Origin of the sequence: Flavobacterium hiemivividum, assembly GCF_004349145.1 — a bacterium.
Lineage (GTDB): Bacteria > Bacteroidota > Bacteroidia > Flavobacteriales > Flavobacteriaceae > Flavobacterium > Flavobacterium hiemivividum.
This window is the reverse complement of sequence record NZ_SMFO01000010.1, coordinates 61,047-86,849: the sequence shown is the minus strand read 5'-3', so window position 1 is coordinate 86,849 and position 25,803 is coordinate 61,047. Positions and strand designations below refer to the sequence as shown.

The 25,803-nt window shown below is 32.9% G+C and carries 26 protein-coding genes; 1 reads left to right on the top strand and 25 read right to left on the bottom strand.

Annotation, left to right across the window (positions count from 1 at the left end; translation table 11 throughout):
* Positions 1-15: 15 nt before the first annotated feature.
* The 10 genes from E0F98_RS12740 to E0F98_RS12695 form a co-directional block, all read right to left on the bottom strand.
* Complete coding sequence (locus tag E0F98_RS12740; RefSeq protein ID WP_132112064.1) at positions 16-570, bottom strand: hypothetical protein; 555 nt, start codon at positions 568-570, stop codon at positions 16-18.
* Between the two features lie 172 nt (positions 571-742).
* Positions 743-1,228, bottom strand: a complete 486-nt coding sequence (locus E0F98_RS12735; protein ID WP_132112062.1) for a hypothetical protein — start codon at positions 1,226-1,228, stop codon at positions 743-745.
* A gap of 159 nt (positions 1,229-1,387) precedes the next feature.
* Positions 1,388-1,690: a hypothetical protein gene (locus tag E0F98_RS12730; RefSeq protein WP_132112060.1), complete on the bottom strand. Its 303-nt coding sequence runs from the start codon at positions 1,688-1,690 to the stop codon at positions 1,388-1,390.
* A 168-nt stretch (positions 1,691-1,858) separates the two neighbouring features.
* Positions 1,859-3,679 carry a BamA/TamA family outer membrane protein gene (locus E0F98_RS12725; protein ID WP_132112058.1) on the bottom strand — a complete coding sequence of 607 codons (1,821 nt, stop codon included), beginning with the start codon at positions 3,677-3,679 and terminating at the stop codon, positions 1,859-1,861.
* Positions 3,680-3,789: 110 nt separating this feature from the next.
* Positions 3,790-4,986: an AI-2E family transporter gene (locus tag E0F98_RS12720; protein ID WP_132112056.1), complete on the bottom strand. Its 1,197-nt coding sequence runs from the start codon at positions 4,984-4,986 to the stop codon at positions 3,790-3,792.
* A gap of 175 nt (positions 4,987-5,161) precedes the next feature.
* On the bottom strand, positions 5,162-5,692 hold the full coding sequence (locus E0F98_RS12715; RefSeq protein WP_132112054.1) for a mechanosensitive ion channel domain-containing protein: 531 nt from the start codon (positions 5,690-5,692) through the stop codon (positions 5,162-5,164).
* 11 nt (positions 5,693-5,703) lie between these two features.
* Complete coding sequence (locus tag E0F98_RS12710; protein ID WP_132112052.1) at positions 5,704-6,288, bottom strand: Maf-like protein; 585 nt, start codon at positions 6,286-6,288, stop codon at positions 5,704-5,706.
* Positions 6,281-7,207 carry a geranylgeranylglycerol-phosphate geranylgeranyltransferase gene (locus E0F98_RS12705; protein ID WP_132112050.1) on the bottom strand — a complete coding sequence of 309 codons (927 nt, stop codon included), beginning with the start codon at positions 7,205-7,207 and terminating at the stop codon, positions 6,281-6,283. Before E0F98_RS12705 ends, E0F98_RS12710 begins: the two co-directional genes overlap by 8 nt.
* Positions 7,208-7,399: 192 nt before the next feature.
* Complete coding sequence (locus E0F98_RS12700) at positions 7,400-7,927, bottom strand: KdsC family phosphatase (RefSeq protein WP_132112048.1); 528 nt, start codon at positions 7,925-7,927, stop codon at positions 7,400-7,402.
* Positions 7,911-8,684 (bottom strand): Rossmann-like and DUF2520 domain-containing protein, encoded by a 774-nt coding sequence (locus tag E0F98_RS12695; protein ID WP_132112046.1) that lies wholly within the window; start codon positions 8,682-8,684, stop codon positions 7,911-7,913. The genes E0F98_RS12700 and E0F98_RS12695 overlap by 17 nt, the downstream gene beginning before the upstream one ends.
* Before the next feature lie 477 nt (positions 8,685-9,161).
* On the opposite strand from E0F98_RS12695, the gene ccsA reads away from it, so the two are divergent.
* On the top strand, positions 9,162-12,350 hold the full coding sequence (gene ccsA, locus E0F98_RS12690; RefSeq protein WP_132112044.1) for a cytochrome c biogenesis protein CcsA: 3,189 nt from the start codon (positions 9,162-9,164) through the stop codon (positions 12,348-12,350).
* Between the two features lie 193 nt (positions 12,351-12,543).
* On the opposite strand, the gene E0F98_RS12685 is transcribed toward ccsA, so the two are convergent.
* From E0F98_RS12685 to E0F98_RS12615, 15 genes are all read right to left on the bottom strand, one after another.
* Positions 12,544-13,632, bottom strand: a complete 1,089-nt coding sequence (locus tag E0F98_RS12685; RefSeq protein WP_132112042.1) for an alkene reductase — start codon at positions 13,630-13,632, stop codon at positions 12,544-12,546.
* Positions 13,633-13,829: 197 nt separating this feature from the next.
* Positions 13,830-15,860 (bottom strand): OmpA family protein, encoded by a 2,031-nt coding sequence (locus E0F98_RS12680; RefSeq protein ID WP_132112040.1) that lies wholly within the window; start codon positions 15,858-15,860, stop codon positions 13,830-13,832.
* Positions 15,861-15,932: 72 nt separating this feature from the next.
* Positions 15,933-17,723 (bottom strand): Ig-like domain-containing protein, encoded by a 1,791-nt coding sequence (locus E0F98_RS12675; protein WP_132112038.1) that lies wholly within the window; start codon positions 17,721-17,723, stop codon positions 15,933-15,935.
* Between the two features lie 680 nt (positions 17,724-18,403).
* Positions 18,404-18,733 (bottom strand): hypothetical protein, encoded by a 330-nt coding sequence (locus E0F98_RS12670; protein WP_132112036.1) that lies wholly within the window; start codon positions 18,731-18,733, stop codon positions 18,404-18,406.
* Positions 18,726-19,082 carry a hypothetical protein gene (locus tag E0F98_RS12665; protein ID WP_132112034.1) on the bottom strand — a complete coding sequence of 119 codons (357 nt, stop codon included), beginning with the start codon at positions 19,080-19,082 and terminating at the stop codon, positions 18,726-18,728. Before E0F98_RS12665 ends, E0F98_RS12670 begins: the two co-directional genes overlap by 8 nt.
* 41 nt (positions 19,083-19,123) lie before the next feature.
* Positions 19,124-19,429, bottom strand: a complete 306-nt coding sequence (locus E0F98_RS12660; protein WP_132112032.1) for a YtxH domain-containing protein — start codon at positions 19,427-19,429, stop codon at positions 19,124-19,126.
* Positions 19,430-19,476: 47 nt separating this feature from the next.
* Positions 19,477-19,629: a lmo0937 family membrane protein gene (locus E0F98_RS12655; RefSeq protein ID WP_132112030.1), complete on the bottom strand. Its 153-nt coding sequence runs from the start codon at positions 19,627-19,629 to the stop codon at positions 19,477-19,479.
* A 55-nt stretch (positions 19,630-19,684) separates the two neighbouring features.
* Entirely contained in the window at positions 19,685-20,317 is a 633-nt protein-coding gene (locus E0F98_RS12650; RefSeq protein ID WP_132112028.1) for a porin family protein, read from the bottom strand.
* A 161-nt stretch (positions 20,318-20,478) separates the two neighbouring features.
* On the bottom strand, positions 20,479-20,664 hold the full coding sequence (locus E0F98_RS12645) for a hypothetical protein (protein WP_132112026.1): 186 nt from the start codon (positions 20,662-20,664) through the stop codon (positions 20,479-20,481).
* Positions 20,665-20,895: 231 nt separating this feature from the next.
* Positions 20,896-21,639 carry an MlaD family protein gene (locus E0F98_RS12640; protein ID WP_132112024.1) on the bottom strand — a complete coding sequence of 248 codons (744 nt, stop codon included), beginning with the start codon at positions 21,637-21,639 and terminating at the stop codon, positions 20,896-20,898.
* A gap of 23 nt (positions 21,640-21,662) precedes the next feature.
* On the bottom strand, positions 21,663-22,442 hold the full coding sequence (locus E0F98_RS12635) for an ABC transporter ATP-binding protein (RefSeq protein ID WP_132112022.1): 780 nt from the start codon (positions 22,440-22,442) through the stop codon (positions 21,663-21,665).
* A gap of 1 nt (position 22,443) precedes the next feature.
* Positions 22,444-23,202, bottom strand: coding sequence for an MlaE family ABC transporter permease (locus E0F98_RS12630; RefSeq protein WP_132112019.1), 759 nt, complete (start codon positions 23,200-23,202; stop codon positions 22,444-22,446).
* A gap of 94 nt (positions 23,203-23,296) precedes the next feature.
* Positions 23,297-23,746, bottom strand: coding sequence for a PA2169 family four-helix-bundle protein (locus tag E0F98_RS12625; RefSeq protein ID WP_132112017.1), 450 nt, complete (start codon positions 23,744-23,746; stop codon positions 23,297-23,299).
* Between the two features lie 222 nt (positions 23,747-23,968).
* The gene (locus E0F98_RS12620) at positions 23,969-24,352 is read right to left on the bottom strand and encodes a hypothetical protein (RefSeq protein ID WP_132112015.1); all 384 of its coding nucleotides are present in this window, start codon (positions 24,350-24,352) and stop codon (positions 23,969-23,971) included.
* Between the two features lie 256 nt (positions 24,353-24,608).
* Positions 24,609-25,511, bottom strand: a complete 903-nt coding sequence (locus E0F98_RS12615) for a YihY/virulence factor BrkB family protein (protein ID WP_132112013.1) — start codon at positions 25,509-25,511, stop codon at positions 24,609-24,611.
* Between the last annotated feature and the right edge of the window lie 292 nt (positions 25,512-25,803).

Genomic DNA, 25,803 nt, shown 5'->3' with positions numbered 1-25,803 from the left:
TAGTACGATTGCTAGTTAGTCTCTATCACGACCATTTCTTTCATTTTTTCTATGTTTATCTTTAGAATACCTTTTATCGTTTGAATTTCTATGATTGTCAGAATATCTTCGATTAGTTGAGTATCTTTCTTTACTATAGTTTTTCCTATCATTTGAGTACCTGTGACCATCATCTCTATGATTGTTGTAGCGATGACCTATAGTACTTTGGTGTTGACCTCTATACCCTTTGTGGTATTTTGTTCTGTGTGACTTATAATGGGTGTAGGGACTACGACCATGGTAATCATTTAATACCACTTTATAACCACTATATAAATCGTAGTTTCTATATTGTCTCGGTAGATATCGAGATCTTACCCATTGATTTCTTCCAAAATATATAAATTGTGAAGCTCTAATATCGTAGTAGGCTTGGATGTCTGGCAAATAATAGTAATCTACTTGAGAATAACCTCTAGGACCCCAGTTTGGTGCAGTTCCTATATTTAGATTTACAGATACCTGTGCTTCCATTGAAGTTGATACTAGTAAAATTATTCCAGCGGCTAATAGTTTAAGTGTTTTCATCTTGTATTTTTTTGTAATTGTATAAATATTGTAGAGGCTAGCACAATACTATTTGGCTAAAACCAAGAACTGTGCCAAGATGGTTTTATTAACATGTATTAGATGTTGATGAGTATCAAAAAAAAAGAGAAACACAGCGGGTGTTTCTCTTTTTTTATATACTGAAACAGGATTAATGCTTTCCGTTTCCATGACCTTTATTGCCATTGTCTTTATTTCCTTTTCCGTGACCATTATCTTTATGACCTTTGTTGCTGTAATTTTTAGAGCTACTGTTTTTATTGCCAATTGTTTTTTGATATTTCCCTTTATATCCTTTGTGATATTTTACTTTGTGGCTTTTGTAATGAGTGTAGGGAGTTCTACCGTGGTAATCGTTTAATACTACTTTATAACCGCTATATAAATCGTAGTTTCTATATTGCGTTGGTAAATATCGAGATCGAACCCATTTACCGTTTCCAAAATAAATAAATTGAGACGATCTAATGTCGTAATAGGATTGAACATCAGGTAAGAAATAATATTCTGTTTCGGCATATCCTGAAGGTCCCCAAGCAGGAGGGCTACCTATATTAACATTGACCGAAACTTGTGCGCTTGCTGAGCCTGCTATAAGTAGAACGACTCCTAGAGCAAATAATTTTAAATTTTTCATTTTCATTTTATTTAATTGATATTCGATTTGTGGTATTTTTATAGAATAGCTTTAGCCAACAATTGTGCCAAAAGAGCGCTATTCACATTTATTATAGATATCAAAAAAAAAGAAACGTAGGATACGCTTCTTTCTTTATTTTAACCTGATACTAATTTGTTACAATAATAAAATCAATAAAAGAATAATGATAATAATTGCACCAACAGAAAAGTAAACACCGTTTCCAGATGCTTTTAATTCTTTTTTAATTTCACGAACTTCTTTACGCAGTTCTTTTTTCTCTGAAGATTCCAGTGAAGATTTATCCATTGCTTTGATTTCTTCTAAACGATTAAGCATCGTTTGTACTTCAGCAGGAACTTCTTTCGGAGTTGGATTTTTTTCAGCACCAATCATTGTAGTTGGAACAGCACATAATGATAATACCATTATCATTAAATAGAAACTTAGTTTTTTCATTTTTATTTGGTTTTAATTTAACACGATTATAAGTATAAAGATAACGAGATTTTAGCAATCACAGTTGTATAATTAGGCGATATTTTTATAAAATTCACACTTTTAATAAAAGATAAGTCTTTGTTAGCCAGTGTATAAACAGGTTATTCGCTGTTTAATGGGTCGAACTTATTTATATATCACTGGTCGGGGCTTAGCTAATTCATAAGTTTGTAGACCAATATCGGAGGTTTCAAATGCATTTGTACTAAAAATATTATTTCCCTGAGAAGGAATTGTAGGATAATAAGAAAGGGAGAGTTGGAAGGACTTAAAGACTAAATAATCATTATTTATAATTACTCCAATTCCAATTTTAGAGTAAAACTTACTTGAATTTACTCCATTGACTTTATTTTCGAGTAAGGCTATTGAGTAGTTAAAATAGGGATTTAGTCTAAAACCCCAAATATCTTTGGGTGCATAGCCTTGAGTTTGAACAGTCAGCAACATTTTACGAGTTCCATAAACTGCACTGTTGAATCCTTGAATTCCATAATTTTCATTAATGGTCAATCGATCACCATTTGAATTTTGACGATGAGTTCCAATGACTACTTGGGGCTTTATAAACTGTCTTAATTTCCAATTTCCCAGCTGCATTAAGTTCGTAAAATAATTTGCTTGAAAGGAAATCGCGGCTTGCTCCGTTTTTGAGTTATTAAAGAAAGTACCAACCTCAAAATTAGTGCTTAAAAAACCCCATTTATGATAATTTCCAAAAGACAGCTGCGCTCCTAAATAAGGCCTCCACTGAGAATTTTTATTTTGATACCCGAAAGTTAGGCCATAAATAGTTCCCACGGGAACATCTTCAATCTCTCCGTTTCTAAAAATGTATTTATCTTGTATAAATTGTCGCGTATTTATACCAATTCCCGATAAAATAAATTGTTCTCTAGAATAGAAATTGATAGGGTCATATTCAAGACTTGGAGTTTCTAGATAATTGATATCTAAAAACCGTCCAGAAAAGATTAGATTCGTGGTTCGGTCATTATCAGTATTTCCTTTAAAAATATGAAAGGCTTTTCCAGCCCAAAAATCATATGAACTAAATTTAAAATTTTGTTCTTGATAAGTGAGATCAAGACCTTGCAAGGTGTCTTTTCGGAATTGCTGATCTAGCGATATACCGCCTGCCCATTTTGCCAAAGGAGAATAGAAAGGACGTTCTATCGCAATACCTTTTGCATAATAGTTGTCTAAATCATTTTGATATTTAAATACAGTTTTAACGAAACTATTTCGAATATTAGGAACAGTGTAAGCTAAATTGTTAGCATTTTCTCCATCGCTGGTTCGATGTGTGATTCGATAATCTAATTGATGACCAAGACCAAAAAAATTCCTTTCATTCAAGCCCAATGACGTTCTTGTGCCAGAAATTGAAAATTTTGGAATAGTACTCCAAGAGTCTAGTACACGAATAAAAACATCTACAGAATCCGATTTTGCTGCAGGAGGTGTGACTCCAATTGCTACTCTACTAACAAACTTTTGGGATCTAATAATACGTTCTGATTCTGATATTAATAAATCATTATAGGGAGTGTTTTTTTTGAAAAGTAATAAATTTGTTATGGCTAGGTTTTTAGATTTTAAGTGCAATCTATTTCCAGTTCTTTCCGCCCAATTTTTTGGATTTGCAAGAGTGTCAGTGACTGAATACCCAAACGGATCTAATGTTATTATAGTAATGTTTCGAATAATTTTACCTTCGATAGCTGCAGTCTTTTGTCTTTTTACTTCTTGTATTTTTCTTTTCGGACTTGTAGATTTGAAAATAGCTTTGTGTAAAAACTTAGTAATTTTATTTTTTTTAGAATATTCTTGAATGTTTTTATATACGTCAATACTGTCTTTCTCCGTTTTTTTTATTTGCGAAAAAGAAAGCTGATAGCAGAAAAGCATCAACAGCAAGAGTCCTATTTTTTGTTGTAAAGACATTTAAAAATATTTGAAATCAAGAATAATAAAAACAGTTTTTCAAGTCTACTGCAGTAATACTTTGAAGTTTTATGCCAATTTGAATTTGTCAAAAAAACTGTGATTAAGCTTTAGTTTGAATTAGACTCCCTAACAGCTGTAGCAACAATATCATCAGTTCTTACTGTTTCAGTCGTTGTAATTTCGACCTGGCCTGCGGTAGAATAATTTTTGGGTGTTAATGGTTGTTTTTTTTTCCAAATAAAACCTTTGGGTAGATGATCGCCCATTAAATACCCCCAAGGTTCTAAAGTATCAATCCTATCAAAAATTATTTTAAGGATGGCTAGCAACGGTATGGCTAAGAACATCCCAGATACCCCAGCGATTCCTCCGCCTATTATTATTCCGATAATAGAAACAAAAGCGTTAATCTGAACTTTTGTATTTATTATTAGGGGGACAAGGATATTATTATCAATTATCTGAACTACTACATTTACTCCTATAACCCCCAGAATCATCGATAGTTCAGGGGTTCCAGTTAAGGACGATAGAATTGTCAAAACTCCAGCAATTAAAATCCCGATATACGGAATTAGATTAAGAATTCCCGTTAAGATTCCTAATAATATATAGTATGGGGCATCTATTAAATAGAGTCCAATACTTGTTAGAACAGAAACGATAATCATCTCTATAATTAAGCCAGAAATATAACTATTTATAGATCCTTTTATTTGAGTTAATATTTCTCGCAATTTTGGGTGATGCTCTTTTTTAAATAACTTGGCTAAGAACACAATGAAGTGGGTTCTATATAAAAGTATTAGAAAGGTGTAAATGGGAATTAAAGTTAAGTCTAATAGTGCGTTAGTAACGGACATTAAGGTAGTTCCAATAGTTTCTTTTCCCTTTTTTACAGAATCCTGGGTTACGTCTTCTAAGTATTTTCTCTGTTCCCAGATGCTTACATTAAATTGGGTCCTTATATATCTTTGGATATCTGTAATAAATAAGTCAACATTCTTTTTAATATCTGAAAATTCGTTTGCGATATCACCTATTTGATAAGATATAAATGCCAGTATTGCAACGATTAAGGAAACAAAAAACAATACGGTTATGGAGACTGAAAGTACATGTGGGAAGCGTAATTTATTAGTTAAAAAATGAACCATAGGTAACAATAAAACAGCAAAAAGAAAAGCTAGTAGTACTGGAGCTAAAACATCTTTGCCCATATATATGATATACGTGATGGCAATCATACTTACTAATGTGAAAGTAAGTCTAATATAAAAGGGAAGTTTTATTACGGTGTTCATACTATTTAATAATTATAGATACTACTGTTGCTTTGGTAATTGGCTACAGACAAATTTGGTGTTTTATTAATAGTGATGCGTTATATGTTTTTTATTTTTTGTTATATAATTGCTACCTGAAAACTATAAATTTAGAATAAATATAAAGGAAAATTCAACTTTTTATGAATTAAAACTAATCGACATACTCTTTATCGTCAAAATGATGTTTCATGATTGAGATGCCTTTCTGGAAAAGTAAGTTGTTAGGGTAGATAATTCTTTCTCCTTCTTTGGTTTTTAGAGATACATGGAAAGCGGCAATATCTTCAATTTCGGCTATTATTGGAAAATCTTTATCATGAATTTGGATTACATCTCCAATTTTAAATGGAAACGAAAAGAATAAAATAATACCCGAAGTAATATTACTTAAAATAGACCATTGCGCAAACATGGCAACACCTACAACCGTTGTGACTGAGGAAATAGCGATAATAATATCCTTTGGTTGAACTCCCCAAATCAATATTAAAGCGATTACGGCTAGAATATTGATTAGAAGATGTAGGTATTTAACAACTAAATTTGTTCGATGTTCGACAATATGAGTTGCATTTGCAAATCGGCGTACTAAGCTTGAAGTGATTAATCGCAACGCAAAAACTAGTAAAAGTAGGATCCCGGTTGCAATTAGCTCTTTTGTATATTCATTGATAAAGGACATGTTTTTCTGTTTTAAGGTAAATTACTCAAATATTCATACACCTTGTCAACGGGCATTCCCATTACATTAGCATAAGAACCTTCAATTTTTGAAACACCAATAAAGCCAATCCATTCCTGAATGCCATAAGCTCCCGCTTTATCAAAAGGCTTGTAGTTGTCAATATAGTAACTAATAGCCTCATCACTGAGTTCGTTGAAGGAAACTTTTGTTACTTCATGTAGCAAATGGGTTGTAGAATTAGTTTTAAAACAAACAGAAGTGATTACTTCGTGTGTAGCACTTGATAGTGATTTTAAAATAGCAAACGCGTCCTGTTTATCCGTTGGTTTACCTAATGCTTTATTATTATGCCAAACAATGGTATCACTAGTTATAAGAATTTCATTTTCCTGCAAGCCACCTTCAAAAGCACCGGCTTTCAATTCGGCTAAAAAATTTGTTATTTCTTCTCTTTTTAAATTTGGCGGATATATTTCTTCAACTTCTTTTAATCGAATTTCGAAATCTAATTCTAAATCTTTAAAAAATTGTTGTCTTCTAGGTGATCCAGATGCTAGTATCAGCTTGTATTGTTTTAATTTATCTCTAAGCATTGTATTTTATATTTAAGGTAACAATTAGTATGGATACAATTCCGAAAAACAAAATCCATTTCAGTAGGGTACTCAAGATGCGAAATTCTTCTTTTGATTTTGCTGTCCAAATTTTTATGATAAAAAGTAGGAGCGGAGCCAAAACAAAAAGATAGGTGTAAAGGGTAGCAATAAATAAATTATTGGCTATAAAATAGTTGTTAGTGTAAACAAAGAGCGCAATTATTGACAGAATTCCTAATGCGAAAACTAATTTTGTAGTTTTTTCGACGCCTAAAACTATAGCAAGAGTTTTCATGCCTTGGTTCGTGTCTCCGCTCATGTCCTCTAAATCTTTAACTATCTCGCGAATAAAATTAATAATAAAAGCAAAAACGGCATAATCTAAAAGCACAGAAAACAGATTAGCCATTAAAGCTTGGTTTCTAGCGTCAACTACAGGATACAAATCGAAAATACCGATGATTACCACGCTTATGGAAAGCAAAAGCGCGACAATTACATTGCCCAATATCAGTATTTGCTTTAAACTGGTTGCATAGATATAAAGGCTAGCAGCGATCAAAATAAAAATAGCAGCAAAAGAAGGCTTTACAATTACATTAGATAAATAAAAACCTATTGTGACTCCGCTTATATTTAGAGCTGCATAAATGTTATAAGCGCTGGCTTCAGAAATATGTTTACCAATAATTACATTCTCAGGTTTATTTTCTAAATCTGTATCCTGATCAAAAATATTATTAATAACATAACCAGCTGCCGCGATTAAAACGGTGCTTAGTACTAATAATCCGTATTGCCAATCGCTTAACGCCAAAGGAATATTTTGCAATTCTAAAAATCCGTATCTAAAGATGAACTGCATAAAAGCAAGCATCAATAGGTTTTTATATCGAATGAGTTTTAGGTATTTCATTTATTCAGTTTTCGGTATTCAGTTTTCAGTTAAATATTTCCTTCGTGAATGTGATTTGGCTTCTTTTCCCGCATCCTTTAGCTTTTTCCATATGGAATAATTCAAGAATGTATCTTTACTGTTTTTACTTGTTACTATATTATAGTACTGATTGCTGTAAACTGGACACTGGTAACTGTCAAGTCAAAAAAATTAATCCAATTTTCCATCAAAATGAGACATCCATTTTCCTTGTACCTTCATTACTTGTTCGATCACGTCACGAGCCGCTCCTTTTCCACCATTTACATGGGAAATATAGGTCGAAATCCCTTTTATTTCTGGGCTAGCGTCCTGTGGACAAGTTGGCAAACCTACCAATTTCATCACATGATAATCAGGAATATCATCGCCCATATATAAAACTTGCTCTGGATTGATATTATACAACTCGGTGTATTCCTTAAAAGTTTCTACCTTGTCTGGTGTTCCCAAATGAATATCAGTGATTCCAAGGTTTCTCAATCGTACACGAACACCTTCATTACTTCCACCCGAAATAACGCATACATTGTAGCCGCTTTCTACAGCCGCTTTCATAGCATAACCGTCACGGATATTCATTGTTCTAAGAATTTCTCCATCTGTGGTTACAAATACGGAACTGTCTGTAAGAACGCCATCCACATCAAAAATAAAAGTGGTGATGTCGTTCATTATTTCTTTATAACTTTTTGCCATTATCTTGTATAGATTGTGTTATGATTTTATAAATAGTTGATTGATTCTTGTCTGTTAAAAACAATTGATGTGTTTCAATTGTAGATATATCATTTCGCTTTGCTGGTCCAGTCTGCGCTTCTTCTGGCGAAATTGTCATTATTTTTTGTGCCGTTTCCATAATGAGAGGTTTCAAAATATCGAAAGGAACTTGGTTTTCCTGACAAATTTCGTTGCCTATTTGGTACAAATGATTGGTAAAGTTATTTACGAAAACTGCTGCTACGTGCAATGCTTTTCGTTGATCAGAGTTGATCGCAAATACTTTATCTGAAATCACTTTGGCTACTTTCTCTAATAGTCGAAAATCAGTGGAGTTTTCGCTTTCAAGGCAAATAGGAATCGACTTAAAATCGACTGCTTTATTTTTAGTAAAGGTTTGTAGTGGGTAGAAAACACCTCTTCGATTGTTATCATATAAAACATCCAGTCCTACACTACCTGAAGTGTGAACCACCAATCGGTTTTTAAAAGTCAATTGTGCGGCAACAGCGGCAATAGCGTCATCTGAGACGGCGATAATATACAAATCGGCCTCCAATAAATCAGCTATGTCCGTCGTGATGAGATCAGGATCTAGCACGTTTACCAGCGTACTCTTTTTTCTTGAAAATACTTGGACTAATTCAATATCATCTCCAGAATTTTTGGAGTTTTGAAAAGCGGCAATTAGATGTTGTGCTACATTTCCGGAGCCTATAATAATAACTTTAACCATTTGGCAAAATTAGCAAAAAAAATGAAGTGGCGCGGGAAATAAAGGGATAGAAGATTCTTTGATAAAAGAGCTTGTAATGGATTGGTAGCTAGTCTTTAGTACGAGATCGCTGTAAAATAGCATATAAATGACTATTTAACTTTTAGAAGTGATTCGAGAATTTTTACTGTGAAGATTTCTTTTAGATACAGATATTCTATCTATTCGAACTCATTTTAATTGTTTGTAATTTCGAGTCAGTACAGCTTACTACAATAAAGTAGTCAAGCGTCGAAATCATGTGAATTTTGGAAAAAAACTAACATAACTTGAAACTAAAATAGTTTTTTTTGCCGACACTGGCAGGGCTCCAAAAAAAATGTCAATGTAACTGGATTTGAAGCTTTAATTTTGGATTTAATTAACAATTGATGCAGGAAGGAAGTCAACAATTTTAAGTACTTTTGTCGCACTTTTATAAAACGTAATTCCTTACAAATGGATAAAAAAATATACTCCTTTTTATTTTCTACACGATTAATGGCGGTGCTTTTCCTTTCTTTTTCAATAGCCATGGGGGTAGGAACTTTCATCGAAAGTAAGTACAATACAGATACAGCCCGAATTTTAGTTTATAATGCCTGGTGGTTTGAAGTGATAATGGCATTTTTCTTGATTAATTTTATTGGGAATATTAAGCGTTACCAATTATTGAAAAAAGAAAAATGGGCTACTTTAATACTTCATTTGTCTTTTGTGTTTATCCTTTTAGGTGCTTTCGTAACGCGTTATATCAGCTATGAAGGAATGATGCCTATTCGTGAAGGTGCTGCTGAAAATCAATTTTATTCAGATAAAACATTCCTTACCGTTTTTGTGGACGGAGAATATCAAGGGGAAATGAAACGTAGGGTTTTTGAAAAACCTTTGTTGCTTTCGCCAGTTACCAATAATAATTTTTCTATCTCAGAGAAGTTTGCTGACACTCCTTTTAAAGTGGAGTATGAAAACTTTATAATGGGAGCTAAAGAATATGTTAAGGCCGATCCTAAAGGGGTTTTGCATTTAAAAATTGTTGAAGCGGGTGAAGGGGAACGTCATGAACACTTTCTAGTAGAAGGCGAAGTTCAAAACATTCACAATGTTTTATTTGCTTTGAATGTGCCAACTGAGGGTGCGATTAATATTAACACCACTGGAGATTCATACACAATTAAAACACCATTTGAAGGAAATTTTATGCGTATGGCTGACAAGTTAGAAGGAGCCGTAACTAAAGATAACGTACAACCTTTGATGATGAGATCGCTTTACAGCATTGGAGAAATGCGATTTGTTTTTCCTGATCCGGCTGTAAAAGGTGTGATTGCTTATGAATCTGAAAATGATTTTAAAGCTAAGAACCATGAAGATGCCTTAGTATTAAAATTAACTGCCGATGGTGAGGAAAAAGAAATAACGATTTTAGGTTCTAAAGGTCGAATAGGTGAGCCTAAAACGATTAAAATAGGAAAAATGGATTATACTTTTTTCTACGGAAGTAAAGCTTACGTTTTACCATTTAAGATTAAACTAAATGATTTTATCGCTGAGAGATACCCGGGTACTGAGAAAAGCTACTCTTCTTTTGAGAGTAAAGTAACAGTTGAAGACGAGAAACCATTTGATGCCAGAATTTATATGAATAATATTTTAGATCATAAAGGATATAGATTCTTTCAATCTTCATTTGATCCAGACGAAAAGGGTACCGTACTATCTGTAAATCATGATTACTGGGGATCACTTATTACTTACATTGGGTACTTCCTATTATATTTTGCCATGATGGCGATTATGTTTACTAAGCATTCTCGTTTTGCTGATTTGAAACGAAAATTAGATGTAGTGAAAAATAAAAAATCAAAATTGATTACAATTTTGGTTTTGATGATCAGTATGAGTGGTTTTGCTCAGACACACAATCATGAGCATGATGCAAACGGAGATCATGCCGATCATGCCGAAAACGGTATGCATACTAGAATTGCTCCAACAGAAACACAGATAGATTCCTTACTAAGTAAGTTTAAAGTTTCTAAAGAACATGCTGCAAAATTTGGGAGACTTATTATTCAAGATGCTGGTGGTAGAATGAAACCTATTAACACTTTTTCTTCTGAATTATTGAGAAAAGTAAGTCATTCTAATGATTATAAGGGAATGAATTCTGATCAGGTATTTTTATCCATGTCGCAATACGCACAATTTTGGATTGAAATTCCATTAATACATCTAAGAAGTGGAAATGATAGTATTCGAAAAATAATAGGTGTTGATGTGAAAGCAAAGACGGCTCCATTTATTTCATTTTTCGATGAAAAAGGGAATTATAAATTATCTCCATTTTTAGATAACGCTTACAAAGCAGCAAATCCGAATCAATTTGAGAAAGACTTTATTGAAACGGATAAGAAAGTAAACCTAATGGAATCTGCATTAAGTGGAAGAATTTTAAAGATTTTCCCAATTCCTAATGATGCAAATCACAAATGGATTTCGGCTTTAGAAGTTGGTAATTCAGGATTAAAAGGAATGGATTCTACTTATACTAAAAGCGTCTTGCCATTGTATTTTGGCTCTTTAAATAATGCTTCCATCTCGACTGATTATAAAAACGCCGATGATTTACTAGAAAGTATTCACGGTTTCCAGAGAAAATTTGGAAGTAACGTATTACCTACCGAAGAGAAAGTAACTACAGAGATATTATATAATAAATATGATGTTTTTCAAAATCTGATTTTATGGTATATTCTTTCGGCTATAGTGATGCTATTTTTAACAATTTTAGCGATATTTAAAGAACGCAAAGTATTAGTTTATGCTATAAATACAATGCATGTAATTATAGGATTGTTGTTTGGTTTGCATACTTTGGGCTTAATAGCTAGATGGTATATTTCAGGTCATGCTCCATGGAGTAACGCTTATGAATCCATTATATATATTGCTTGGGCAACAATGTTTTTTGGTTTGGCTTTCGATATAAAATCAAAACTTACTGTTGCTTCATCCGCTTTTGTAACGGCTATGATTCTATGGGCTGCTTACCAAAACTGGATTGATCCCGAAATTGCTAATTTACAGCCGGTACTTAATTCTTATTGGTTGATGATACATGTTGCAGTTATTGTGGCGAGTTATGGTCCATTTGCACTGGGAATGATATTAGGTTTTGTTTCTTTATTATTGATCTTTTTTACCAATGAAAAAAACAAGGCTAAAATGGATTTGAATATTCAGGAAATCACCTATATCAATGAAATGGCTCTAACGATAGGACTTATTATGCTTACCATTGGAAACTTCCTTGGAGGACAATGGGCTAACGAAAGTTGGGGACGTTACTGGGGATGGGATCCAAAAGAAACTTGGGCACTAATCAGTATCATGGTTTATGCGTTTGTAATTCACTCTCGTTTTGTACCTGCATTGCGCGGAAAATGGGTGTTTAACCTTATGAGTATGTTTGCTTTTATTTCTATTTTGTTTACTTATTATGGAGTGAATTTTCACTTGGTAGGATTACACTCTTACGCTAGTGGTGAAGCACATTCATTAGATTGGATTTGGTATTCATTAGGATCGATAACCTTAATAGGCGCAATTTCATATCCGAAATATAGAAAGTATTACAAGAAATAAAATTTTTCATTATAACACAAAGGTCCAACTGTTAAGTTGGACCTTTTTTGTTTTCTATTCGAAAGTAATGTGACAGTTTTGTAAGTCTAATATCGTTTTATTTTAAAATGCACTTTTGAAATCTTGAATGATTCCAGTTAGTATTGTAGGTCAACGCTTTTTATAACAATCCAGTATTTCCAGTCATTCACATTTATGATTTATATGCAGGATAATCTGTATATCCTTTTTCATCAGCGGTATAAAACAAATCAGCATTTAAATTTTGTGAAAGCGGCCAGTCATTCTTAAACCGTTCTACAAGATCTGGATTATTTATAAAAGGTCTTCCAAATGCTACTGCGTCAGCTAGTCCACTAACAATAGCTGCTTCAGCGCTTTCTTTGTCGAAACCACCACAAAGAATAATTTTATTTCTAAAGTTTTTCCGAATTGTCTTTTTTATTTCTAATGGCACGGCAGGTGCTCCCATGGCTGAATGATCTACAAGATGAATATAAGCAATCCCAATTTTATTTAGCTCTTTTGATAAGTAATCATAGGTTTCGTCTATTTCTGGATAATGTGGCATATCGCTAGCAACACCATAAGGAGAGAAGCGAATTCCAGTTTTTTCTTTTCCAATAGCCGTAGCTACGGCAGTTACTACTTCAATTACAAATCGGCATCGATTTTCAATAGTCCCACCATAATCATCGTTCCTAACATTACTTACAGGTGATAAAAATTCTTCTAGTAAATAACCGTTGGCTCCATGCAATTCTATGCCGTCAAATCCCGCAAACAAAGCATTTTGTGCAGCACTAACATATTCTGTTTTTGCATGAATGATATCTTGTAGATTCATTTCCTTTGGCACAACAAAATCTTGCAGCTCTTTTTGATCGGTCCACATTTGACCGGCAGCTTTGATGGCAGAAGGCCCAAAAATTTCTGTTCCTTCGGGCATATTCAAAGGATGGCTTATTCTCCCGGAATGCATGAGTTGAACAATGATCCTTCCGCCATTCTCATGTACGGCAGTAGTTATTTTTTTCCAATGGCTGACTTGTTGCTCCGAAAATATACCTGGAATTCTAGCATAACCAAGACCGTTTGGCGATGGCGATGTCCCTTCAGTAATAATTAAGCCTGCATTAGATCGCTGTTTATAGTAGTCGACCATCATGTCGGTTGGAATGTGTTTTATAGCTCTGCACCTCGTCATAGGTGCCATTACAATCCTATTTTGTAATTCGATAGAGCCTATATTTTCAGGAGTAAATAATTGATATTTTTTCATCTTTTAAACTGTTAAATGGTTATTATAAAGATAATTATATTTATTGATTTACGAATTTAAAAATAGATGTGAAGCTAATTGTAATTTTATTATAATTGCATATGAAACCCATTTTGAACAAAAAAAAGAGGATAGTCACTTTTCAGTTTCTATCCTCTTTCTTACTTCTAAAAATAAGCTTTTACTTACTTCACTTATTATTTTGTAGCAACAATATCAATTATAACAGTTCTGTTATAAGAACGTTCCTCTGGAGTTTTGTTTTCAAAAGGAGCTTTGTTTTCATCTTCTCCAAATCCATTTATTTCAAATTTCACATCTTTTCTGTTCGCTTTAGAAAGTGCACCTTCGATAATATTTTTGACATCGTTTGCACGAGCTAATGATAAATCTCTATTGTGATCCTCTCCACCGATAACATCCGTATGACCGTGAACAATAACTGTCGCTCCGACTGGGATTTTTGTCGCAATCACATCAGTTAAATATTTTTCATAGATGGCAATAGCTTTTGCTTTATTAAATTCATAGATAATGCTATATCTAAGTCCTTCTTGAGTTTTAGCTGGTGTCCAAAGTACTACGTGTACTGGAGCTTCTTGTTCTACAACAACACCGCTTTTAGTTTGACCTATCATTTTTACTTTGAAATCTCCTTCAGCACGACTACCTAAAATCGCTTTTCCAGGAATACTAACTTCCTCTTCAGTATAAGGTCCAAAAGATTGTGTTTTACCTTGTTCATCCGTCATTTGTAATGACCATGTAGATAAAGCTTCACCAGCTCCTTTATTATTGAATGTTACATAACTAGAAGTAGGCGCTTCTTGAAGTGGAACAATTTTTACTGGTTTCAACTGTGCGTCAGCACCACTTTGAAATTCCATTAATAGGTCTGGAGAAGTACTTTCGATTGATACTCTGCGATCCCCTTCACGAAGAAGTTCTAGTTCTAATGTTGCACCAGGTTGTTCCCCAGGAATATTTGGTTTTGTTTGCCCTTTAGTGCTTATTCTTGACGGATTGATTGCAAATACATCAACTAGGTATGTTTTGATTGATTCTGACATTGCTAAACCATCTGCTGGTCCTTGCTCTGATGAACCTACCAAAGTAATTGTTGCATTTGGATTTTTCTGCATACGATCACCAAGAATGTTTAAAATATTATAATAAACAGTCATTTGTCTTTTCGAACGATCTGATAAATTTTTTGGAGCATAAACTTCCAATTGGTCTTCTTTGAAATCTTTTACCTGATCTTTATTCAATAAAACATAACGGTTTGAAATTTCATTCGAACCAGTGTTAAAATACACATAGTTTCTAAGAGGAAATATCTCAGTAAGTCTACTTTCTCCAGGTGCATTAGTAGGAGAATCTACAGAAAACGAAACTTCTTTATCAGCTTTGATATCAGTAGCTTCTTGGATGTTTTTTCCTTGTCCAAATTTAAGTGCCATACCAGCTCTTACAGTGGTATTATTCCATGTTTCTGTTGAACGTGGATTTTGACCAAAATAAGGTTGGAAAGAGACAAAAGGAGACAATACAAATTGTGTTTTGTTTGCAGCTGTTGATAAAGGAATATCGTAACCAGCTCCAATTTGCATTGAGATAATTGTTTTTTCGATATTATCAAAATCACCTTTTACTGCCGCATTAGCTTCTTGTTCAGGGAACGCAGGATTAACTCCTAATTGGTACGTAAAAGATTTATCCAAGTTGAAAGCCAAACGTGGACCACCGTATACATAAAAATTAGATTTAAAAGGAGCAAAACGCAAACTTGGCTCTACTGTAATATAACTTAAGTTAGTTGATAAATCAGCAGGACAGTCACAAGCTGTAAGTACTTGGTCAAAATCACCTTTACGGCTATCATAACCCGCTTGTAACATAACACCCCATCTTGAATCAGCAGGACGATATTCTAAAAGTGGTGCGATAAAAAGTCCAGCTCCAAATCCATCATGAAATGTTTTTGGTGATCTAAAACTTTCGTTCATTTGTTGTGTTGAACCACGGTAAAAATTAAAGTTCGCTCCAGCTGCGGCACCAAAGTACCAAGACGGTTTTGCATATTTCACTTCGATAGTTTCTTGCGCTTGAACAGCTGTTTGAAGACTTAACCATGCCAAAGCAACGATTCCGATGCTTTTCATTGTAAGTGGAGAAGGACACCATGGAGTACATGATTTTTCAGTATAAATTGATTCTAATTTCATTTATTTTTATTATTAGGTTTTATTAAATATATCCCGCCCTAAAACGGGATATATAAAACTTAGGGTTTTTATTTAATTAGCAGGAACGTTGATTATGGTATTTACCATAGTAACTGAAGAAACTAATGATATTGCTCTTCCGTTTAGTACCGTTTCTTGACCAGGTAATGTGGTACTATTTGCCGGTGCTGATAAAGTCACACCATTCTCGGCAATAATGTTTCCTACCATTACACCACCACCTCCGTAGTTGATTACTGCTGTGCTACCTACATACCAATATACATTGTTTGCTTTAGCGCCATTAATTAGTTTAACACTTCTAGCTGCTGCTGGAGAACCTACTGTTAATGAAGAGGCTGATTGGAAGTACCAAACTGCATTTGGATTACCTTGAGCATCTAATGTAAGATCGCCATTGGTAATTTTATAAGTACCACTTGCTGATTTGTAAGTACCTGGTGCTAAAGTTAACGCTCCTAGCTCGCCTGAACCTTGATCGCTACCACCTGGTTTATTAGCTGGAGAAATACTGTTGAACAAGTCTCTTGCTGCATTCAATCCTTCTAGTGCTTTTTGCGCTTTTAAAGCATTTCCTGGTGCGGGAGCTGCAGCAAAAATACCACCATTAACTAAACCATTATTAAGAGGAGTAATATTATACACTTCAAACGGAGAAGCCATAGTATCGGTGAATCCAGTTATTAAAGAAGAAGCTGCAGTAGTACCTATTGCTCCGTTAACTCTAGTATTAAGTCCTTGATTTGTTATTCCTGCATTTCCTCCAAAAATTCCGAAGAATAAATTTGACGTACTTGGAACAACTGGTGTTACAGGTGTAACTAAAGTTGTGAAGTTCCATACAAATTCATTTGCTAAAGGTACTCCAGCAATATTTTTTGCACCAGTTGTTATTGTAGCAGTATATATTTTACCTTCTAATAACATATTAGTAGGTTTAAAAGAAGCAGTAGTTCCTGAGTATGTAACAGCTCCCGGAATAATGATTGTACCTTGTTTCAAAGTAAAAGTATTACCGTTAATTGTTGCAGCATCCATTGGCATACTAAAAGTAGCTGTAATGGTTTTGTCAAGACTAATTCCTGTCGAATTGTTAATAGGATCGTGAGAAGTTACCGTTGGAGCAACTATCGCCCCAGTTGTAAACTTGAATACATAATCACTAGGCAAAGGTGTGTTGTCTAGATTTGTTGCAGCTGCTGTAACAGTAGCAGTGTAAATTGTATTTGGTGCTAATGGTACTGCAGGAGTGAAAATAGCTGTTGTTCCGCTATATGATATAATTCCTGAAATAGTATTAGTTCCTTGGTTCAATGTGAATGTAGTTCCATTTATAGTGGATGCTTTCATCGCCATATTGAAGTTTACAATTACTAATTTATTTAAAAACACGTTAGTAGCGTTGTTTTCTGGATCAGTAGATGCTACCATTGGAGTAACTGTTAAGCCAGTACTAAAAGTCCAATTTGTTTCTGTTTGTAAAGCGTTACCCATAAGGTCTTTTACTGTTCTCTTTATAGTAGCAGTATAAGTGGTATTAGGAGTAAGTAAAGCCGACGGTTGAAATGTTGCTGTTTTAGCGGTATATGTAATTAAACCAGCTACTTGTGAAGTACCGTTTAAAGTAAAAGAAGACTGATTGATAGTCTCGGGATTCATCTCTTCATTAAAGGTTACTGTTATTACACGATCCAAAGGAACATTAGTAGATCCATTTGTGGGTGTGGTATTTGTCACGATTGGGCAAACGCCATCGACTTCTACAAAATCATCTGTGGCACAACCTGATAGTAACGCAATAAACAGTATTGCAAAGGTTGATAGTAATTTTTTAGTTTTCATTTTATTGAAATTTAGGGATTAATTATTTTATGAAGCAAAGGTTGATTATAAAGCATGTAGAAGTATTATACTATTAAAAGCGATACTTGTATAATTCACTTATATGAAATCTTAAGAATTTACTTAAGATACTTTACAGTAAGTTGTTACGGAATAAAGTTTGTTAAGGGGATGTTATTTGGCCTATTTTAGGGAAGAGGAATAAATAAAAAATTGTCAGGAAACTATCAATAAAAAGAGGGAAAGTAGGGGGTATTTTAAGAAATAGGAAACTTGAAATATAATATCTACTCTAGGAATTGTCAGTTTCTTATTTTTAGAAAAATAGTTTCATTATACTAAGTGTTCATTTTTAATGAATTCTAGAGTAGGAGGTTGATACTAAATGTTTCATTGGTGCATAAATTTTGCATTCGACTAAAAATTTTTGACGAGAGAAGGAAATAAGCTGCTTAGTAAAAGGATAAAGGATGTGAAGAGATAATCTTAAGAAACTTAAATTTTGTTTAATATCGGCCTTTGTTTTTTTCGAAAGATCAAAAAATAAAATACAAAGAGTATCTAGAAAATGGCCAATGGGTTGGCTGATTTTTTAGAGAATTTAGAAAGGGCTAAAAAACAGCGTGATTGTTAAAATTACAGCAGAGTAATTTATTGTAGAATAATTTAATTTACGACACCTAGATATCGGTGCGCTTTGCAACAAAGTTTGTAACTGCAAATTGAAGTACTGTACCCAGTATTGTTTTTAATGGATTTTTGGTAGAGCCCACTAGTAGTTTTTTTGATATAAAGCCAGAGGCTAATCCTACTACGGTGTTTAGTATATTGTGTTTTAAATCTGGGGAGCTTATTACGTTGTCTAAAGCACTTTTTACTATGTTTAGAGGTTTTACACTTTCATATACAACATTATATTGTTGACGTAATGCTTGTAGTTCTACGGCTTTTTTATGCTCTAGTAACGAGATCATTTGAGCCAAAGTTTCTGTTGAGTTAATTTTAATCATGCTTTTGGTTTTTTAGCATTTTGGTAATAATAAAATTACTGATCGGCATTTTTATCCATTTATCTTTATAAGAATATAGTACAATTGATAATATTAAATACAAAGCGGCCATAATGAAAAAACCGTAATACATGCTTCCTAGGACTTCGCCAAGCCAAATGGAAAGACCAAAGTTGAGAAGTAGAATAAACATAGCAAAAACAATAGCAATTGCTAATCTTGAAAGCAGAGAAGATAGGACATCTGCAGAAGTGTCAATAACTTTTAGTTTTGCCAATTCTACCGTTGTACGTGTGTAATCCTCTACTTTTTCGAAAAGAATTTCTATTGTTGTTGCTTTGCTACTCATAATTTTATTTTAAGCTATTTAAAGTCTAAAAATTGTTTTTGTTATAAATTTAGATTTTTAATATCTAAATTTTCAACGTCTCTTTTAGCCGTGTCAAATTTTGACTTCCCTTCATTGTAAAGACCTTGTCCTTCTTGTTTAAGAGTGTCTTTAAGGGTATCGTATTTTTTTGAAAGTGTTTCTACTGTAGAGTCAAACTTTCCTTTCAAATCACCAGCATAATCTCCGCCTGCATCTTTAATTCTTTTTCTGGTTTTCTCTCCCTTGTCTGGAGCAAATAATATTCCCATTAATGCACCTGCCGCGATTCCACCTAAAACTCCTAATATTACTTTATCTGTTTTCATAATTTATTTTTTTAAGAAATTTATTAATATTTTTTGATTAACTCGATTTATAATCGTCTACCTTGGATTAATCTTAATAAAACTGCAATTACTGCAATTACTAGAAGAATGTGAATGATTCCACCGGCTGCAAAACCGAAGAATCCGATTGCCCAAAAGATGATTAGAATTACTGCTACTGTGTAAAGAAGATTGCCCATGATTTCTAGTTTTTTATGTTAATTGATAATTTAATTTGTATAACTTATTTTAATTTTAGTTAAGTCTAAGACCAACATATACATTTAAGACACTGTTTTTAGCATCAGAATCTCCGAAGCTTCCTTCTTTGAATACTTTTGTTAAACCATAATTGTATCGTACTCCAAAGTTAACTGTTTCTAAATCAATACCCAAACCTCCTGAAAGACCAGCGTCAAACCTATTGAAGTCATCAGTGTCTAATTGAGTTTCTGAGGTAAACAGGTTTGAATCGTTTTTTGTTTTACCGCTTACCATATAAGCTGCATATGGTCCAACATGTAAGTTAAATGCCTCTGTAACATTAAAAACTAGTAGTACAGGAACTTCTATGTAGTTTGTATTGAATGTTGCTGTTCCATTTGCAAAAGCATTATCGTAAGTAAGTTCAGCACCTTTAGTAGTATACGAGATTTCAGGTTGTATGGAAACAGAATTCGCAATAGGGAATTTAGCGTATAAACCTGCATTAAATCCTGTTAGTACATTATTGTCGTCTACATTATCAGTGTACATATTAGAAAAGTTTAGTCCACCTTTGAATCCAAATGCTGGAGTATTCGATTTTATGTCTTGCGCGTTGGAAGCGTTAAATGCGAAGCATGTTAGTAAAAGAGTAGCTAACGTAAGTTGTTTTGTTTTTTTCATTTTAATTGTTTTTAATTTATATTTATTCTTTTGTCTTACAAATGTCGGCAACATAATTAAGGGAGTTCTTATATAACTTTTAATAAATGTTGTATTATTTACGGTTAGATGATTGCTGTTTAATAATTTGAGTAGTAATTCTTATTTACACTATTACTTTATTAAAGGGCAGTAATGATCTGGTATAATTCCTGTCTTGTTTTACCAAGTTTTATTTGGAGCTTTGCCATCATTTCTTCTTCCTTGCCTTCAAGAAATAATACGTCAGTATTTGTTAATGCGGCAAACTTTAATTTTAGATGTTGCTTTTGCTCTCCCCATGTCTTTTTTAGATCTTTCATTTTCATTTTATTCTAATTAATACTTTCTATTAAGTACCATACAAAGGTGAGCCGTTTTGAGCTTTAATGTGTTACATAACTTTTAGAAGAAGTTATATGATTTACTTGTTTTTTATAAAGTAAGCTGTAAAGAAGATTTTAGAATAAAAAAAAAGACCTCAATTTTTTTAAATTGAGGTCTTTGATATAGTATGGTTTTAAAACAAATGTGTAGGATTGATAATTCGTTAAGTTAATTTACTTTTTCTCGTCTTCCTTATCTTTCAATTCCTTTTCCTTTGCTTTTTCGGCCTCTTTAATTTTCTTTTCTTCTGCTTTTTTCTTTTTATTAAAATAACCTTTCAATAAAAAATTAGATTTTGCCGCTTCCATGTTCTCACTTAACCCTTTAGATCCAGTTTGGAGATTGGTCATTGTTTTGGTAAGACTGTTTGCAAATTTTTCATCCGTCATTAATTTAGATAATGCACCTTCGCCATTATTCATTTTATAGGTAAATTCAGCAAGTTCATTTGTGATCACAGCAGCATTATCCATACTCACTTTTACGCTTCTCATAATTTCGTCCATTTCAATTGCTTGAATTGATGTGATAGTCGCATTATCTTTTACTATACTTTTCGAATTATTCCCTGGAGATATAACAAGGACTTTGTCACCCATCAACCCATCTGATCCAATACTGGCAACTGCATCGCTTTTAATAAATTTTTGCACTTCCTTTTTAATAATTAATCGCACAACTACTGAAGTATCAGTTACTAATTGAATTTCGCTTACTGTACCCACATTTATTCCAGAAAAAAGTACATTGTTTCCAATTTCCAACCCACTAACATTTTTGAAATGGGAGTTGATACTAAATGTAGAACCAAACATATTTTTTTGTTTTCCAATAAAGTAAATGGTTGCTGTAAAGGCCAATAGTCCTATTAAAACAAACATTCCTACTTTCCAAGTGCCCGTTGATTTACTGTTCATAACTAACTTCTTAAATTAAATAATTATATAAAAAAGGAACGAACCCATTCGTCTTCACTCTTTTCTAATTCTAGGTAACTGCCTTCTGCGTGAATTACACCATCTTTTAGAATCATAATCCGATCGGCTGTAAGTCTAGCACAAGCCATATCGTGTGTGATAATAATCGATGTGGTATTATTGTTTTTCTTTATATCTAAAATTAATTCACTGATTTCCTTTGATGTAATGGTGTCTAAACCAGTCGTAGGCTCATCATATAAAATAATCTCAGGTTTTAAGATTAAGGTTCGTGCAAGCGCAATTCTTTTTCGCATTCCGCCTGATAATTCTGAGGGCATTTTATCTATGGCTTCTGCTAGACCTACACTTTCTAAAACTGCGTTGATTTCGTTTTCAACCTCAGTTGCTGTTAAATGTGATGCATGTCGTTGTAAGGTGAAGGCCAAGTTTTGTTTGACTGTCATTGAATCATACAAAGCAGAATTTTGAAATAGGAAACCAATTCTAATTCGAACTTCATTCAGTTTGCTAGTAGGTAGGTTCAATACATTTTCACCAAATACTTTTATTTCGCCTTCATCTGGCAAAACCAAACCCACGATGCATTTTATAGTGATTGATTTTCCTGATCCTGATCTACCTAATATTACTAAATCTTCTCCTTTATTTACAGAAAGATTAACTCCTTTTAAAACATGATTGTTCTCACCAAAGGATTTTACAAGTCCTGTAATTTCTATAACAGGTCCTTTTTCTTCAATTTTAGCTTGCGGAAGTATTGTTATTGTTTCTTGTTCCATTTTAATAAAATAAATCAGTTATTTGAACGGCTAACATATCTATAATAAAAATACTCAATGAGGCCGTTACTACAGCCGAATTTGCAGCTTGACCTACGCTGGCTGTTCCATTTTCAGCGTTGTATCCTTTATAACAGCCTATCAATCCTATAAAGAAACCAAAAAAGAAGGTTTTAATTGTCGCTGGAACAATATCGATAAAGGCCAGAGAGTCGAAAACCTTTGCTAGGTATCTATAAAAACTAATGTCGCCATGCATATTGATACCTATAAAACCTCCCATCATTCCGATTCCATCAGCAAGTATTACCAACAGTGGAATCATAAGGGTTGTCGCTAATATTCTGGTCACCACCAGGTATTTAAAGGGATTAATAGCTGCCACTTCCATAGCGTCTATTTGTTCTGTTACCTTCATAGCGCCTAACTCAGCACCTATACCAGAGGAAATTTTTCCAGCACAAATTAAAGCTGTTATAACTGGTGCTATTTCTCTAATTAAGGAAAGAGCAACCATACCTGGCAACCAAGATTCAGCTCCAAATTTAGATAGAGTAGGGCGTGATTGAAGCGTTAGTACTAATCCCATTATAAAACCAGTTATAGCTACTAAGGGAATAGATTTATACCCTATAACATAGCATTGTTTTATGAATTCTTTAAATTCATATGGGGGCGTAAACACCTGTTTGAAAAACTTTGAAGCAAATAATGTTACATTACCCACATCGTTAAAAATATTTTTTAGGTACACAGTCAAAGCTTCATGTTTTATGTGGATTAATAATTAAGATCTATTGTAATATTAGGAAATAAATAACTGACTTATGCTAACTTTATTTTTTTTTCTATTTTTAGAAAGCACTTCTATAGGACTGCATTTTGTCCCGCTCAACATTTAGTCGTAAATATTGTTCATTTAGCATGTTTTGCTGCTGTATAGAAAGACATTCTAAATTATTGTATATCGCTTCATAATACGATTGAATAACAATAGTTTCATTTCTTACACAGGAATAAATCACATCGTGTAAATCTTTTTCTATTAGTTTATTAAGGAAATAATACCAAATCGAATGAAAATAGCCTTGATTGCTTCTGTCTTTAGCAGGAGTTCCTCCCAATTTTATAATTTCTTGTTTCAGTTCAGATTTGCATCGCTGACTTGTAATCTGAAAATTTTCAAATACTTTTTTTAAATAAGCTTGCTTTGCCTCTTTTGAAGCATTTTTATAACGTTTGATTCTAGCATTATTAATTATAATAAACGAATTCAATAAGTTAATTGATTTTTCTGTATCCATTTCAATATTTTTTTAAAATTAAATAATATCTAACTTATTACAATGTAAATGTCTCTACTATCTTGGAGATTACTGTTGTATAATCTTTGAATAATTTTATATTTTTCACGGTTTTTTATAAGAATGAAGCTGGGATAAATATGCTATTTCATTATTAATTTTTCACAATCCATTTTTTATTCACGCACGTTTAAAAGCAAATACAGCTCGTTACTTGTTTTATTAATTTTTGGCAAAATATTTACTGATAAACTCATGCTGCTGGTGTAGATTCATTTTGTCAGTTTCTTTTATTTCAACTTTTATTTTAACAAATCGATGATCTTCGCTTAAAACATCAAATAACTCCACTTTGGCATCTGTGGGACCAAAAAGAACAATTTGTTTGTAGTTTTTAATCGCTTCACCTATTTTGTTATAATAGGCATATAAAATATGTTTGTCCGTATTAATAGATGGATTGGCTCCTTTATCAAAATTCAGTTCTTTCTTATTTTCTGGAAATTCAGATTCAATTGTTCTAATTTCAAAAGGATTGTTCGTGAACTCCATTAAGTAGGCGATAGAATGATCCATCCATATTCCTAATTTTTTTGCTCTCTTCATGTTATGTATGTATTTTAAGGAAATTATAAAGCAAGTATTTGTATTGCTCTTTTTGTAATACCTTAAAATTGAACTATTTAATCTACATCTGTGTTATAGAACTTTAGCGAAATTTTATGTAATTTAAGCATTTGAAATACTAAGATTAAGAATTACCATGATAATAAATTTGAGCGCGATTTAGTTAATTACTCTTAAATAGTTACTAATTTGATTTTGGTTTTAAATAATTTGAGGTTCAGATTGTTGAGATGATTTAAATTTTTCTACTAGCAACCGATTCCTTTTTTGCGATTTCGGTAGGAGGAATAGTACCCGAGTAAAATTTAGCGTAAACCGCTGTAAATTCAGCTCCAAAAAACAGAATCATTGAAGAGTATGAAACCCATAATAAAATAATAACCACAGAACCTGCAACGCCATAAATGGAGGCGGGATCGGCAGTGCTGAAATAAAAGGCTAAGATCGTTTTACCAATAGTGAATAATATTCCAGTTACAATAGCTCCTAGCCAAACATGCTTCCATTTTATTTTTGCATCAGGCAAAATTTTAAACATTAAAGCAAATAGTACTGATATTACTGCAAAAGAAAATACAAAGTTGATAATGTTGAAAAATACGATTGTAGATTCGTCAGTATGATCTTTCACCCAATCTGCCATACTGGATAAGGCCGTACTAACAACTAGCGACACCAATAATAAAAATGCAATAGCAAGTATTAATCCAAATGAAAATAGTCTCGCTTTTAGGATAGTAAAAAATCCATTTTGTGGAGCAATTTCCACTCGCCAGATTAAGTTTAATGATTTTTGGAGTTCTACAAACACTGCAGTGGATCCTACAAGTAAGATGATCACTCCAATGATTGAACCCCAAACGGTCGATTTAGATTGGGTTGATTTGATGAGAATCTGACTGATTTGCTTCGAAGTTTCGGAACCCATTGTAGTAGAAATTTGTTCTAAAATATTTTGATTTACAGTTTCATTGCCAAAGAAATACCCAGCAATTGAAATAATTAAAACCAATAATCCAGGAATACTGAAAATGGCATAGTACGCAATAACAGCACTTTGTCTAAAGGGATCTTTATCGTTCCATGAAGAGAAAGTTTTTGATAATAATGTGGCTGTATCTTTAGTCTTAAATTGCATATTTATCTTTTATCTAAATTATTCAGAGCGCTATTTCTAATTTTAAAGTTTTTTCTATGAAATTGCTATCGTATTTTAAAATATTTATCTCTTTGGTTCCTACTAATATACGTTCGATTCAAAAACTCTTTTCCAAAAAAATAAAGGCTGTATTTCACTACAGCCTTTCACTAAACCAAACCAAAATAACAATTATTGAAAAACGTTTTCTTTCTAAGTGATAGAATCGAAAACGAACAACAATCATTAAAAATTAATGTCTTCCTATCGTATTCTTAATAATTTGAATTTT